Source organism: Chryseomicrobium sp. FSL W7-1435, from assembly GCF_038595005.1.
In the GTDB taxonomy this organism is placed as follows: Bacteria; Bacillota; Bacilli; order Bacillales_A; family Planococcaceae; genus Chryseomicrobium.
This window is the reverse complement of sequence record NZ_CP151997.1, coordinates 66705-81665: the sequence shown is the minus strand read 5'-3', so window position 1 is coordinate 81665 and position 14961 is coordinate 66705. Positions and strand designations below refer to the sequence as shown.

At 42.1% G+C, this 14961-nt stretch carries 15 protein-coding genes; 10 read left to right on the top strand and 5 right to left on the bottom strand.

Annotated features, from left to right (window positions below):
• The first annotated feature begins 8 nt into the window (after positions 1-8).
• A complete protein-coding gene (locus MKY84_RS00480) occupies positions 9-500 on the top strand; it encodes a methylated-DNA--[protein]-cysteine S-methyltransferase (protein ID WP_342526985.1) in 492 nt (163 codons plus the stop codon).
• Positions 501-609: 109 nt separating this feature from the next.
• Here the strand turns inward: MKY84_RS00480 and MKY84_RS00475 are convergent, their stop codons facing one another.
• From MKY84_RS00475 to MKY84_RS00460, 4 genes are read right to left on the bottom strand one after another with little or no spacing between them, the layout of a single operon-like run.
• A complete protein-coding gene (locus tag MKY84_RS00475; protein WP_342526983.1) occupies positions 610-2187 on the bottom strand; it encodes an acyl--CoA ligase in 1578 nt (525 codons plus the stop codon).
• A 17-nt stretch (positions 2188-2204) separates the two neighbouring features.
• Positions 2205-2759 carry a hypothetical protein gene (locus MKY84_RS00470; protein ID WP_342526982.1) on the bottom strand — a complete coding sequence of 185 codons (555 nt, stop codon included), beginning with the start codon at positions 2757-2759 and terminating at the stop codon, positions 2205-2207.
• Between the two features lie 18 nt (positions 2760-2777).
• Positions 2778-4427: a sodium:solute symporter gene (locus MKY84_RS00465; RefSeq protein WP_342526980.1), complete on the bottom strand. Its 1650-nt coding sequence runs from the start codon at positions 4425-4427 to the stop codon at positions 2778-2780.
• The gene (locus MKY84_RS00460; RefSeq protein WP_342526978.1) at positions 4420-4677 is read right to left on the bottom strand and encodes a hypothetical protein; all 258 of its coding nucleotides are present in this window, start codon (positions 4675-4677) and stop codon (positions 4420-4422) included. Before MKY84_RS00460 ends, MKY84_RS00465 begins: the two co-directional genes overlap by 8 nt.
• A gap of 271 nt (positions 4678-4948) precedes the next feature.
• Between MKY84_RS00460 and MKY84_RS00455 the strand changes: the two genes are divergently transcribed.
• Positions 4949-5110, top strand: coding sequence for a hypothetical protein (locus tag MKY84_RS00455; RefSeq protein ID WP_342526977.1), 162 nt, complete (start codon positions 4949-4951; stop codon positions 5108-5110).
• A gap of 44 nt (positions 5111-5154) precedes the next feature.
• On the opposite strand, the gene MKY84_RS00450 is transcribed toward MKY84_RS00455, so the two are convergent.
• The gene (locus tag MKY84_RS00450; protein WP_342526976.1) at positions 5155-6075 is read right to left on the bottom strand and encodes a 3-hydroxyacyl-CoA dehydrogenase NAD-binding domain-containing protein; all 921 of its coding nucleotides are present in this window, start codon (positions 6073-6075) and stop codon (positions 5155-5157) included.
• Between the two features lie 124 nt (positions 6076-6199).
• Between MKY84_RS00450 and MKY84_RS00445 the strand changes: the two genes are divergently transcribed.
• The 8 genes from MKY84_RS00445 to adh all read left to right on the top strand — a co-directional run bounded on the left by MKY84_RS00445 (position 6200) and on the right by adh (position 14947).
• Entirely contained in the window at positions 6200-7639 is a 1440-nt protein-coding gene (locus MKY84_RS00445) for a potassium/proton antiporter (RefSeq protein WP_342526974.1), read from the top strand.
• A 110-nt stretch (positions 7640-7749) separates the two neighbouring features.
• The gene (locus MKY84_RS00440) at positions 7750-8565 is read left to right on the top strand and encodes an alpha/beta hydrolase (protein ID WP_342526973.1); all 816 of its coding nucleotides are present in this window, start codon (positions 7750-7752) and stop codon (positions 8563-8565) included.
• Positions 8558-9511, top strand: coding sequence for a sensor domain-containing diguanylate cyclase (locus MKY84_RS00435; RefSeq protein WP_342526972.1), 954 nt, complete (start codon positions 8558-8560; stop codon positions 9509-9511). The genes MKY84_RS00440 and MKY84_RS00435 overlap by 8 nt, the downstream gene beginning before the upstream one ends.
• Before the next feature lie 6 nt (positions 9512-9517).
• Entirely contained in the window at positions 9518-10522 is a 1005-nt protein-coding gene (locus MKY84_RS00430) for an EAL domain-containing protein (RefSeq protein WP_342526970.1), read from the top strand.
• A gap of 86 nt (positions 10523-10608) precedes the next feature.
• A complete protein-coding gene (locus tag MKY84_RS00425) occupies positions 10609-11073 on the top strand; it encodes a MarR family transcriptional regulator (protein ID WP_342526969.1) in 465 nt (154 codons plus the stop codon).
• Between the two features lie 29 nt (positions 11074-11102).
• Complete coding sequence (locus MKY84_RS00420; protein ID WP_342526967.1) at positions 11103-12293, top strand: TraB/GumN family protein; 1191 nt, start codon at positions 11103-11105, stop codon at positions 12291-12293.
• Positions 12294-12310: 17 nt separating this feature from the next.
• Positions 12311-13276 (top strand): RNA methyltransferase, encoded by a 966-nt coding sequence (locus tag MKY84_RS00415; RefSeq protein WP_342526966.1) that lies wholly within the window; start codon positions 12311-12313, stop codon positions 13274-13276.
• Between the two features lie 150 nt (positions 13277-13426).
• Entirely contained in the window at positions 13427-14947 is a 1521-nt protein-coding gene (adh, locus tag MKY84_RS00410) for an aldehyde dehydrogenase (protein ID WP_342526964.1), read from the top strand.
• Positions 14948-14961: the final 14 nt, after the last annotated feature.

Here is a 14961-nt window from a genome sequence, read left to right as displayed (position 1 = left end):
GGTTTTGGATGCAGAAAGTAGATTTTTTAACACCCATTGGTCGATTGGTTATTATAGGAGATAAGCAAGCTATTCACAGTGTCCAGTTTGAAGATGGAGACACACTCCTTGACCCGTATCATGAGGATCTCGCTTCAGAGGTCGCGAAAGCTTATCAGGAGTTGACTGCTTACTTTGAGGGGACTGGAAAAGAGTTTACGTTTCAGCTAGAGCCACAGACCGGTACACCTTTTCAACGTGAAGTTTGGGAGAGCTTGAAAACTATCCCTTACGGAGAGACCGGCTCATACTTACAGATTGCTTCCACTATTAATCGACCTAAGGCGGTGCGAGCTGTTGGAGGAGCCAATGGGAAAAATCCGTTCACAGTTGTCCTGCCTTGTCATCGTATTATCGGTGCGAGCGGGAAGATGGTCGGGTATACGGGTGGTTTGTGGCGTAAAGAATGGCTACTAGCCCATGAACAAAAATTTAAAGAGGCTTCGATAAAAACATATTAATAAAATATTTATTTGGTATGGAACGGAACTCAACGTAAAAACTCAGTAGATTCTCTGGAATGTTACTAAGAGAACCTACTGAGTTTGTGTTTGTACCGGCACTTAGTGTTTACTTCGTTATAGCTCGCAACTCAACACGACGAATTTTTCCAGATGTCGTCTTAGGTAGTTCATCTATGAACTCTACGATACGTGGGTATTTATAAGGAGCTGTAATTTCTTTAGTGTGAGCCTGTAACTCTTTAATCAATGCATCTTTATCCGAATGCTGATCAGCATCACGCAAAACAATGAAGGCCTTTACAATACTTCCTCGAATTTCATCTGGAGCTGCAACTACAGCACATTCCCGAACTGCAGGATGTTTTGTCAGAGCATCTTCCACTTCAAATGGTCCAATCGTGTAACCAGAACTGATGATGATATCATCACTGCGACCTTCAAACCAGAAATACCCCTCGTCATCTTTGGTTGCTTGGTCACCTGTTAAATACCAATTGCCTCGATACGCTGCAGCGGTGCGATCTTTGTCGTTGTAATAGCCGCGGAATAAAGCCGGTGCAGTTTTATGAACAGCGATGTCCCCAACCTCGCCTGGTTTAACAGGCTCCCCAAACTCATTGATTACTTCTACGTGATTTCCTGGCGTTGGTTTCCCCATAGATCCTGGGCGTACTTCCATATCTTGCAGTGTTCCCACAAGCAACGTGTTTTCTGTCTGTCCGTAGCCATCTCGTACGTTTAACTGGAACGCTTGTTGGAATGCCTCGATGACTTGACGATTCAGTGGCTCTCCAGCGGATACGGCGCTTCGTAAAGCAGACAGGTCGTAAGAGTTTAGATTTTCAACCTTTGCGATGATTCTGTACTCAGTAGGGGTGCAGCACAACACATTAATCTTTTCATCTTGTAAAATTTGAAGGTAGTTTTCTGCATCGAATCCACCATGGTAGACAAAAGCAGTTGCGCCAAGAGTGATCGTAGATAGGAACGGACTCCAAATCCATTTTTGCCAGCCAGGTGCAGCTGTTGCCCAAACGACGTCTCCTTGTAGAACTCCAAGCCATTCAGTTGCAGCTGTACGAACATGCGCATATCCCCATGCATGAACATGAACCACCCCTTTTGGATTGCCAGTTGTTCCGGATGTATAGGATAAAAACGCCATGTCTTCTCGGTTTGTGTCTTCGCCTGCATACTCTTCAGGTTGTGCGTTTGCCAACTCTTCTAATGAGAGCCAACCCTCTTCTTGTCCGCCGATAATAAACTTATTGGCAAGGGCAGAGTACTCTTCAGTGATTAGATTTGTCTCCGACGTTGTTTTGTAAAACGCCACGATTCCTTTTGCACCCGAATGCTCCATCCGGTACATTAAGTCTTTCTTGCGTAACATCTCTGAACAAGGAATGGCTACAATTCCTGCACGCAGAGCAGCTAAATAGGTCATGTAGGCTTCCGGAATTCGAGGGAGAATGATTAACAAGCGATCGCCTTTCTTAATGCCACGTGCCTTAAAGGCCTGTGCGTATTGATTCATTTTACTAAATAGTTCTTTATAAGAAATGTCGCGACGGTTTCCTTGATCATCCATCCAACGAATGGCTAAGCGAGTGTCATCGTGTTTGTAAGATTCTAATTCACTTGTGATATTGTACTTTTCTGGTGCAAGTAAATGTTCAAAATTCATAGATGATTCCTCCAGTTTCATGATGTGATAGAGCTAGTTGGCACGATTAAATAGTAGATGCTCACAAAAAAGATGAGTACAGTAATCGCTGCTATGCCTGCTTTAATTGGTGAAAATCTTTGAGTGGATTGCAATGTCTTCCAATGGATGGCGAACATCCAAGCGACACCAATGACGGCAAGTGAAATACCCAATGCATTGACTTGCCAGCCAGTTAATAGGGGTACAGCTAACAATCCAGGCAATAAGCTGATCGAGACAAATGGGGCAATCCTGCTCATAACCCCTTCGCCACCAAACCCTCTTGCTCCTGCCCATAATAATAAAGTCAGACCTATTCGGGTGAGCCATGCCATCATCAGTCCTGAAACAATAAAGATGAGTGGGACGATTGCCCATCTTAGTGCGGGAGTTTCAAAACTCAGGATGTAAGACCAGTTTGCCGTGATGAGAAGAACTCCATATAAAAGCCCAGTCAGAAGCAGCGCTAGGCTGCCCTGAACTTTTGACTTTTCCGTGGAGGTGAAACTCTTAAACGCTGAATCCTTCAGCGAGAGAAGATGTATGATCATGATGGATGTCCTCCTTTTTTACATGCCCCATGGTAAGAGAGCCCAAATAGCAACAGCAATAGATAGAACAACTGTGACCCCTGCACCAATTGTTGAGTTGTAGCGATAGGCTTGGACATCTTTCCAACCGTGAATGGACTCGACTAATTTTTCATCGCGATCACGTGTTAAGTTCTTTTGAAGAGCAGGGATACGGTTCGTAATGTATGAAACGACAATCAATAAAATAAAACTAATCGGCACAGCAAGCATTGCGCCAGAGAGACCCATTCCATCCGTAACAGCATGTCCTGTTAATGCAAGACTTGGAAAAACGAAAGGAGAGACAGCGATATAAATAGCTCCTCCAACAATAGAAGCAGTCATGGCACCGTATTTATTCGCTTCCTTCCACCACACACCGACGATAATTAGCGGAGCATTGGTCACTCCAGCTAATCCAAATGCCCAGAGGATACTAACGACTAGGAAGGCTGGCGGTTCGATGGCTAGCAAAATACTAATGAATCCACCGACAAAAATAGCGATATAGCTCAAGCGGTAATTTAAACGCTCGTGAATGTTTGGTTTGAGCGTCTTGATAATATCCTGTGAGAGAAGAGCGCCGATTGCTAGCAGGTTTCCACTTAACGTAGAAACACCTGCAGAAATGGCACCGGCAATTACAAGAGCAGTTACCCATTCAGGATTGTAGGCAAGATTCAAGATAATCGTTAGTTTATCGGCATCCCCGTCTGCAATGTTCAGTCCTTCTACACTTGTTGCATAGACACCGGTGAAGCCCATTGCATAAGTGGCAGAGAATACTAAACCAAGAATAAAGGCGAACCAAACCATTGCGCTTCGTGCACTCTTCAAACTAGAAGAGGTATACACGCGCATCGCCAAGTGAGGAAGCCCAAGTGCACCAATTGTCAGAGCGGGTATAACAGAGAAATACCACTTAGTAGGATACTGGTAGTCAAAGAAATCCGGAACAGCTTGTAGCATGGCAGGGACCATATCGGCATAAAGTAATGGAGGGAAGAACCAGCCTTCTGTTCCAATCGCCTTCATAATAGCTCCAAGTGGAACGATAAACATGAGCGCCATGATGACCATCTGAATAGCTGCATTATTCGTGGCTCCTGCCATTCCTCCGACTGTAATATAGCCGACGATGATCAGACCACCGACGAAAAGACCTGTTAAGTAGGGAATGCCTAGTAACGTTTCAAATGTAACGGCAATCCCAATCATCTGCCCGAGGGCATACATGATCGATACAAGTATCATGAATAGAGCGGCGATGATAGAAGCCTTTACACCATAGCGTTCACGAACAAAATGAGTAGGCGTAAAAGCTCCCATTCGACGAAGCGATGTCCCGTAGATGATTGTGATTAAGGGAATGGCTAAAATTAATTGAATCCATAGCATGATAAAAGGTACTTTTAAATTTAAAATAAGAGCGGTGATGCCTAAAAATGTTGCCAAACTCATATAAGTGGAGGCCATTGCCAATCCATTTGTGAAGGCACCAACATTTCCGCCACCGAGATAAAGGTCTTTCGCAGATTTTGCTTTTCGATTCGATATGTAGCCCACTACGTAAAAGAGTAAAAAGGTTAAGCCCACAACCACCAATCCAAGAATGGGGTTGGACAATCGCCATGCACCATCAATCATACTTCACGCCTCCTTCGACTTGTTCTGCATCAATCTCATCATCAATGCGGTTGCCAATTTTCCCTGCTACGATTGTCAGGAAAAAGACCCCAAACCAACCCATTAAAATAGGGATGATATATGTGACAGGAAATCCAAATAACATGGCGTCTGTCGGGAAGATAGAGAAGAATAAACCAGCATTTCCCATAATGACGAATGCGAGAGCCATCCAAATTGTGAAACGAACTTCTTTTTTGTAAGCTTTCATACACTTCCTCCTTCGAATTATGAATATTCTCCCAAATACGACCGAGCGTTCGTTCAGCTTACAACTGAGCGTTCGCTCAAAATTAAACCAAGCAATCCCCATTGCCTGATCAAAAGTCTCTTTGATTGTAAGCGGTTTCCTAAATTGGAGTCAACTAATTTTTTTATAATTTAAACTATTTAAATAATTTAAGGGTTGGAAAATAAACAACGCTTAAATCTGACAGGAAAGGGTATAGCTATACTAGATATGGAAGAGACGAGGTGATTCGATGTTTGAGAAAGACAAGCGTGAAGATGAACATGAAAAACGTAAAATTCGCGAACTTGAGGACAAAAAATTAAAACTGTCATCAAATGATGTTGACCCAGATAAGAATGAGGATACTGAAGTTGTAGATCCGCAGCCACGAATCAATACTGAAAACCTATAAACAAAAATGAACCTCACCATTTCACTCGGTGAGGTTCATTTTTTTTAGTTTTTACGTGACTGTAAAATCGAAAGTTGTTGTTTATCTCTCCACTTAGCAAGCTCTTCTATGGAAGTAGAACCGTAGGATTCAAACGCAAGTGCTGCTAGACGCTGTCGCGTTTCTTCATCCATTAGGGGATTGCCTTGTGCTGCCCATGTTTTTTCCATTGTCGGTCCAAGGTGTTTCACAAAGGCGGCCATTCCACCTTCTCCACCCCCTAAATGCATGCCAAGCATGGGACCAGTTACCGCCCAGCGTAATCCAATTGAATCCTTTACGATTTCATCCATTTCGGCCATTGTCACTACTCCTTCATCAGCTAAATGCATTGCTTCACGAAGCAAGGCAAATTGAAGGCGATTGGCCACAAACCCAAATACTTCTTTTTTAATCAATTGTGGCTTTTTCCCGAGGGATTGATAAAACTTCATAGCTTGATCAATGGTTTGCGGAGCTGTCTTTTCTCCTGCAACGACCTCCACTAGGGGCATTACAAGAGGTGGATTAAACGGATGACCTATTGCAACGCGAGACGCGTCTTCCATGTTGGCGCTGATCTCACTGGCCGGGAGTGTAGAAGACGAAGAGAAAAATAGCGTATGTGCAGGTGCAAAACGTTCCATTTGCTGATAGAGCTGCTGCTTGAATTCTCTATTCTCAGGACCGTTCTCTTGCACCCAATCGGCATCGACTAATGCTTCTTTTAAATTGTTTGTAAAGCGTAGTACATCTTTGGAGTAGCTTGTTGGTAAGCCAAGAGACTCAAGAGTAGTTTGAACAGATTCATGGTGACGAATCCATACAGTTTCTAAATCTTCCCGAATGTCTGTCAATGTTACATGATGACCATGACTGAGAAATAAACTAGCCCATGATAAACCAATGGTTCCAGCACCAACAACTGTAATTGATTTGATTGTCATAATAAACCTCCTAAGTTTTCATACTACTATCCTATCAGAAGGCTTGAGGGAGTGGTGTGAATTGTTTTCAATACCTCCTAGCAGTATAATTGGAGCATCTAAATGTTTAGGAAGGGGATGACGGATGACCTTCACCGTCGATACAGCAATATTTGTTTTATCAGTTTTACTCATTATTGGAGTGGCTACTACAAAGTTCTCCTCTCGTCTTGGATTGCCCTCACTCGTACTCTTCATTGGGGTTGGTATGTTAGCCAGCCAATACATTTACTTCGACAATGCAAAAATCACTCAATTAGTTGGAATTCTCGCCCTCATTGTTATTTTGTTTGAAGGGGGTATGCAAACGAAATGGAAAACAATGCGAACAGTTCTTCCTGCTGCAGCCTCACTCGCGACTATTGGCGTTCTCCTTACAACAGTCGGGATTGGTGTTGTAGCAAAATTTGTATTAGATCTTTCTTGGCTGGAAGGCATGTTGTTCGGCGCTATTGTAGGTTCTACAGATGCAGCGGCAGTATTTGCGGTGCTTGGAAATAAAAACATCAAGCCTAATATTACTTCCACACTTGAAGCAGAATCTGGAACCAATGATCCAATGGCCGTGTTTTTAACCATAACGTTTATTAGCTTAATTCAAGCGCAGGCAGGTCCATTCATTTCCCTAGTTGGTGAGTTTTTCTGGCAGATGGGCATTGGGTTGCTTGTCGGTTTGATCATGGGACGTGTCTCTGTCTGGGCTATCAATAAAATTAATCTCGACTCATCGGGGCTGTATCCGGTTTTAGCGATGGGGTTTGCTATCTTCACCTACGCGTTTACCACCGCGATTGGTGCAAGTGGACTATTAGCGGTCTATGTCATGGCTGTACTAGTAGGAAACATGGATCTGACTTACCGTCACTCTATCTTCCGTTTCAATGAAGGCTTTGCTTGGATGATGCAAATTTGTATGTTTATACTTTTAGGTTTGCTGGTATTCCCAAATCAATTGAGAGAAGTCATCTGGCAAGGTTTGTTGTTAGCCCTTATTCTAATGTTTGTGGCACGTCCAATTGGAGTGTATATCAGCTTACTATTTAGTCAATTCAATGCTAAAGAAAAACTCTTTATCTCCTGGGCTGGGTTACGTGGGGCAGTGCCAATCGTGCTGGCCACCTATCCGCTGCTAGCGGGTATTGAAAATGCAGACTTACTGTTTAATGTCGTATTCTTCGTCGTGTTGCTGTCTGCGCTATTCCAAGGAGCAACGTTGACGCCGTTCGCTGAAAAATTGAAACTTGTTGGCCCGAAAGCGCTACAAGTACCTCATAGCTTGGAGTTAGTTTCTATCGGAAAAACCAACACAGAGATTATCGAGATTGTTATTGAGCCAGGAACAAAAATCGATGGTGCTGAGTTGAAGAATGTGGAATTGCCAACAGATACATTGATTACAGCTGTTATTCGAGGTGAGAGAGTTATCACACCAAGAGGTGATACATTCATTCAAGGTGGCGACGTCTTATACGTGTTGGTCTCCAAATTCAAACGTGAAAAAATCAAATCGTTATTCCGGCAATAACGGCAGTAGTATAGGTAACTTATATGAAGCAGCTTACGTAAATTCGTAAGCTGTTTTTATATGGGAAATGGTATACTGAATTCACAGAAGATACTGAAATGGGGGGAACTATGAATATTCAAACGCGAAATAATATAAACGTCTATGGAGAGGGAAATGAAGTGCTCATCTTTGTACATGGATTTGGGGCAAATCAAGACATGTGGCGGTTAGTGACTCCAGCCTTTTACCAAGACTATAAAGTTGTTTTGTACGATCACGTGGGTTCTGGTCGGTCGGATAGTGCATCCTATGACCCGAATAAATACAATGATTTAGAAGGGTATAAAACGGATTTGCTTGAAGTAATTGCCTATTTGGATGCGCCGGTGGTAACGCTTATTGGTCACTCAGTTGGTGCCATGATTAGCATGCTGGCAGCACTCGAAAAACCAGAGGTCGTTAAACAGTTAATCATGGTCGGTCCATCACCACGATACATGAATGACGAGAACTATATTGGCGGATTTGAAAAGAGCGATGTGGATGAGATGTTAGAGATGATGGAAATGAATTTTGTGGGGTGGGCAAGCTATTTAGCTCCTATAGCCATTCATCAAGAAAATGATGAAAAATTTGCAGAAGAGTTGAAAACAAGCTTTACCTCTACAAATGTGGAAGTGATCAATCAATTTGCCAAAGCTACATTTTATTCAGATTATCGTTCGCTACTTCCGCAAGTAAACACACCGGTACTTATCATGCAATGTTCAGATGATAGTATTGTGCCTGAAACTGTGGGCGACTATTTAGCAGAGAACCTTCCTAACGCAAGCTTAGTGAAATTAAATGCCAAGGGCCATTACCCACAACTTAGTCACCCAGAAGAAACAGTCAAATTCATACAAGCGTACTTACAAAATAGGACTGTTCCAGCTGATGCGTAAACGCATAGATGCGGCACCGTGTGGAATTATCACGATGACTCCAAAAGGAGTTATCCATTATGCTAATCAGACGTTTGCGGATTTATTGAAAGTGCCAGCAGAAGAATTGTTAGGCCAACACATCGAAATGTTTATGAATGTCTCAAATAGGTTAATGTTTCATACATACTTCTACCCGTACTTAACAATGTATGGAACGGTAGAGGAACTTTTGTTAACCCTTCGTGCAAAGGACGGTTCACCTGTCCCTCTATCCATTAGCGGGAAAAAGCATTTGATTGGACACGCTGAGATTATCGACTGTGTGTGTATCTCTATGAAAAAGAGATTTAATTATGAACAAGAACTACGGGATATTAGATCCAAGTTGGAACAAGTGCTTGAAGAGAAGAACAAAGCCTACGAAGAATTGCATATTTTAAGTGAGGAGATTCATCGACTTGCCCGTACAGATGAATTAACAGGTTTAGCCAATCGACGCTATGCCAATCAATGGATGGACCAAAAGCTCGCGGAAATGTCTGTAGGAACGGTATTCAATTTCATCATTGCCGATATTGATCACTTTAAAAACATTAATGATTCTTATGGGCATGCAATCGGTGATGTGGTTTTACAAAAAGTAGCCCAGATTTTAGAGGAGACTGTGCCCGGTGGGGGTATGGTTGGACGGTACGGCGGAGAAGAGTTTATTATTATACTACCGGCGATGACAGCTCAGCAGACCCGTGAGATAGGGGAAGAGGCTCGCCGGGCAATTCAAGCCATGACAGTCGTTCCGAAGAAAGTGACTGTTAGCTTAGGTAGTGCCGAATTTATGAGTACAGATAGTCGAGAGTCGCTCCTTTCAAGAGCAGATCGCGCTTTATATTTTGCGAAAATGACAGGGCGAGATAAATTTATTATGGATAAACAAGTACCAATAGACTTTGAGTTGAGGGGGTAAGAAGAAATGGGATGTCAAGGATGCACAGTAACAGACTTACGTTATACTTTCCAATTAAGTGGGGAGCATAACCTGTCCCTAATAGATGCAGTTTATGAATTTTTAAAGCGCAATGAAATTCCTGTGGATCAAACGAATCGTGAAATAACATTACCAGAACATCATGTTCCTGAAGTAATCAATTTCTTCGAAGACCATTTAGATATTGAGCAAATTTTATTCAAGACCGAGCAAACTGAGTGGACAACTCTTTCGGAATTAGGAAACTTTTTAGAGTTGAGTTGGATAGATGAGATTATTTTGCAAGAACGGGTGGAATGTCACTATCAACCAATTATCCGTTCTGATGGCATGTTATTTGGTTACGAACTTCTTGCGCGTTTTAAAGATGCGGAGGGAAAGGCTATATTTCCGAATGAAGCATTTGATGCGGCTAGGTCAAGAGGCAGGCTCTATGCGTTGGACCGGATGTGTCGGATGGCTGCAGTTCGTCACGCGGCTAGATTAGAACGAGTAAAAGCATTTATCAATTTTATCCCGACATCGATTTACTCACCCGAATTTTGTTTGCGAAGCACAATGCAACTAGCTAGCAAACTAAACGTAGATCCCCAACAACTAGTATTTGAAGTTGTAGAAACTGAACAAGTGGATGATGTTCAACATTTGAAAGATATTTTGACCTATTACAAAGAAAAAGGATTTATGTATGCTCTTGATGATATGGGGGAAGGGTTCAGCACGCTTGAAATGCTGACAGGAATTGAGCCACATTATATGAAACTCGACCGTAAATATGTGACGGACATTCATGAAGATCAAGAGAAGCAAAGAGTAGCACTCCAATTTTTAACACAAGCACGCAAGATGGGTACTGTCCCGTTAGCTGAAGGAATTGAAACGGAACAGGAATATAACTGGTTAAAAGAATCAGGATATGTCTTATTCCAAGGTTACTATATTGGTAGACCGCAACCAGAACCCGCGACAATAGACGCCCTCAATTTTTGAGGCGTCTTTTTTGTAAAGTTAACAGTGGAAACAAACTGCATTGTCATGTAAAATGTTTAAATATAAACATCAAGGAGGAACTACCGATGGTCAAAATGAAAAAGAAACGAAAAAAAATTAAAAATCAACTACTCTCCACAATGCAACCTGCAACATCTCTAGAAATTACGGAGCAATTACAAAGATTAGCACTTGAATGGAATCGTAGCATGGAAGCTTCATTTGCCAATGAAGCGATGACGTTTACCCAATACAACGCATTGAGAAAAATCAAGGAATATCAGCCGCTTCACCAGCAACAATTGAGCGACCTATTATCTGTAACAAAAGGTAATGTAAGCCAGTTGATAACACGTCTTGAAAAAGCTGATCTTGTGAAAACGGAGAAATCAGGAAACTTGAAACTACTCTCTCTAACTTCAAAAGGTGAACAAGAAGTAAGTCGCTTAAACGAGACAGCTGTAGACGCCGATAAACATTTCTTAGGTCATTGGACCAGTGAAGAGCAACAAGTGTTGAATGGATTATTAAAGAAAGCGCTTTCAAAATAATAGCAAATTTCTGAATATTATATGAAAATATGAAAAGGTGGGCAAGTTTAATGGAAGAGACGATTACCCGCCTAGAAATAGATGGGAAAGAAATTATTCTAATAGGTGCTGCACACGTTTCAAAAGCTAGTGCTATCGAAGTGAAAGAAGTTATCGAACGAGAACGTCCTGACTCTGTTTGTATAGAACTGGATCAACAACGCTTCCAATCTATCCAACAAGGTGACAAGTGGAAGAACATGGACATCTTCAAGGTTATAAAAGAAAAGAAGGCAACCATGCTATTGATGAATCTAGCAATATCTTCTTTTCAAAATCGTATGGCTAAGCAATTTGATGTGACTCCTGGACAAGAGCAATTACAAGGAATTGAAAGTGCTAAAGAAGTTGGCGCTGAATTAGTGCTTGCTGACCGGGACATTCAAATTACGTTTGCACGCATTTGGGCCAACTTAGGGTTTTGGGGAAAATCACAACTATTAGCGGGTGTCATTTTTGGGATTTTTGAAAAAGACACGATTACAGAAGAAGAGATGGAAAAAATGAAGCAACAAGATACGCTTCAAGCGGTGCTTGCTGAATTTACGGAGTCTTTTCCAAAATTAAAAGAACCTCTAATCGATGAAAGAGATCAATACCTAGCTCAAAAAATTAGAACTGCTCCAGGTCAAAAAATCGTAGCAGTTCTAGGTGCTGCTCACGTACCAGGAATCACAAGAGAGATTCACCGAGACCATGATCTTGAAAAACTTTCAGAACGGCCACCGAAGTCAATCGTGCCGACAATCTTAGGTTGGGCATTGCCAATCATAATTGTAGCGCTGATCGTTGCTACTTTCTTTATCAATCCAGAAGCGGGTACAAATCAAGCGCTAAGCTGGATTCTGTGGACAGGAACAATGGCTGCTATCGGAGCTGCTGTCGCTTTCGGTCATCCATTAGCCGTGGTTTCAGCCTTTTTCGCTGCCCCCATTACTGCGCTGCATCCTATACTGGCGTCAGGCTGGGTATCAGGACTTGTCCAAGCCTTCATGCGTAAACCAACTGTTGCGGACTTTGAGCGTTTATCAGAAGATGTTTTCACAGTGAAGGGTTTTTGGCGCAATAAAGTGACGCGCGTGCTCCTCGTAGTGGTCTTAACAAACATCTTTGGGTCGATTGGTACGTTAATCGGTGGAGCTGACGTCATTCGTCTGTTCTTGAAAAATATCGGGTTTTAGAAAGTAGGCACCAACTTATGACAGCTTCACATTACTTATATACTTACGGCTACACCGAAGATGAAGGAGAACTTGCAGAGCTTGAAATACGGGCGTTTTTTGGTGCTACCGTGAAGGGAAAAGTGATTCTTTCGGACATTTCCATAGATCCGTCCCGAAGTGTCTTCATTCGCGAAAAACTTCACATTCTTACGCAAGCAACCAACGTAGCAGATCTTATAGAAAAAGCGCGTGAATACGGTTGTGCATCAGAATCGTATAAAGTCATCTTCTTGAAACACGAATTATCCAATATGACTGGCGAATGGAAAGTTGAACAGCGCCTGCAACTTGCAAGAACTATCGGAAACCAAATGCCAGGAATTTTGGATCTCAAAACACCGAGCCGCATTTACGCAATTACCAACTTAAATGGTGTTTGGTATCTGGGGAACTATGAAAAAAGTAAGCCTATCTGGATGAAACATGTGAAAAAACCACAAGGCTATTCAACTGCTTTAAATGCACGCACTGCGCGTACACTCGTCAACATTGCGAATCCTCATGAGGAAGCTCTGACTATGATTGACCCGTGTTGTGGCATCGGCACAGTTCTGGTAGAAGCGGCATCAATGGGCATGCTTGTTAAAGGCCGCGACAAAAACCCGCTTGCTTGTAGTGGTGCTCGTGACAATCTTCAGTATTATAATTATCCAATTCCTATTGATATCGAAATAAAAGTGATTGAGGACGAGCAAGGGCAATACGACGTAGCATTTCTAGATTTACCGTATAACCTTTATACACACTCCACTGAAGTGCAGCAACATGCGTTGATCACACATGCTGCTCGAATTGCCGATAGAGTAGTGATTGTCACAATTGATTCGATGGACGAGGCGATTCAACACGCAGGGTTACAAATAGTTGACCGTGCAACTACTACCAAACAACGTTTTACACGTGAAATCCTAATTTGCCAAAAGCCTGACCTTTCGAACTGAAAGGTCAGGTTTTTTGTGTGCAATAAAATTTTATTTTGACTTTGAAACAATCTTTATTGAAAAATTCTATATAATCTGACAAAATAGGAAGTGGGAGAAATGAAAGCGTATTCATTGCGCAAAATTTACTAACCAAAGGGAGAGATGAGAATGGTTTATAAGTTTCCAAACACAGACGGTGCAGTCGTCAATTTCAAAGAACAGTATGATAACTTTATTAATGGGGAATGGAAAGCGCCAGTAAAAGGTCAATACTTTGAAAACATCACACCTGTGACAGGTAAAGTATTCACAAAAATTGCACGCTCTACTTCTGAAGACATTGAACTTGCCTTAGATGCCGCTCATGCCGCGAAAGATAGCTGGGGAACTACTTCTGTTGCAGAACGTGCTGTTATTTTAAATAAAATTGCGGATCGTATAGAAGAAAATTTAGAATTGCTTGCTGTCGCCGAAACATGGGACAACGGGAAGGCAGTTCGTGAAACACTAAATGCAGATTTACCGCTGGCAATCGATCACTTCCGCTATTTCGCAGGAGCTATTCGAGCGCAAGAAGGGAACTTGAGCCAGATTGATAACAACACAGTTGCTTATCATTTCCACGAGCCACTAGGAGTTGTAGGTCAAATTATACCTTGGAACTTCCCGATTTTAATGGCTGTTTGGAAATTGGCACCAGCACTTGCTGCAGGAAACTGTGTAGTGTTAAAGCCAGCAGAACAAACACCTGCATCCATTCTTGTGTTAATGGAGCTAATTGAAGATTTACTACCACCAGGTGTCATTAATATCGTCAATGGATTTGGACTAGAAGCTGGTAAGCCTCTTGCTTCAAGCCCGCGCATTGCTAAGATCGCCTTTACAGGTGAAACGACTACTGGTCGTTTGATCATGCAATACGCTTCACAAAACTTAATTCCTGTAACTTTAGAATTGGGTGGGAAATCACCTAACATTTTCTTCGAAGATATTATGGACAAAGATGATGCTTTCCTAGACAAAGCTGTTGAAGGATTTGTCTTGTTCGCACTCAATCAAGGAGAAGTTTGTACATGTCCTTCTCGTGCGTTGATTCAAGAGTCGATCTACGATAAGTTCATGGAAAAAGTATTGCAACGTGTTGAAGCAATTGCAACAGGCAATCCGCTTGATCCAAACACGATGATGGGTGCACAAGCATCAACGGAACAAATGGAAAAAATCTTGTCTTACTTAGATATTGGTAAACAAGAAGGTGCTGAATGTCTTACTGGAGGAGAACGTAATGATCTAGGTGGCGACTTTGCAGAAGGGTATTATATTAAGCCTACTGTCTTCAAAGGCCATAACAAAATGCGTATCTTCCAAGAAGAAATCTTTGGTCCTGTTGTTTCAGTAACTACGTTCAAAACAAAAGAAGAAGCACTTGAAATCGCTAACGACACGTTATATGGTCTAGGTTCAGGTGTGTGGACGCGCGATATGAACACAGCTTACCGTTTCGGTCGTGGTATTAAAGCTGGACGCGTTTGGACAAACTGCTACCATGCTTATCCTGCGCACGCGGCATTTGGCGGATACAAAATGTCAGGTATTGGACGCGAAAACCATCTGATGATGTTAAGTCATTATCAACAAACTAAGAACTTACTAGTTTCATATGATGAAAACAAACTAGGATTCTTCTGATCTGCTAGAGGAGG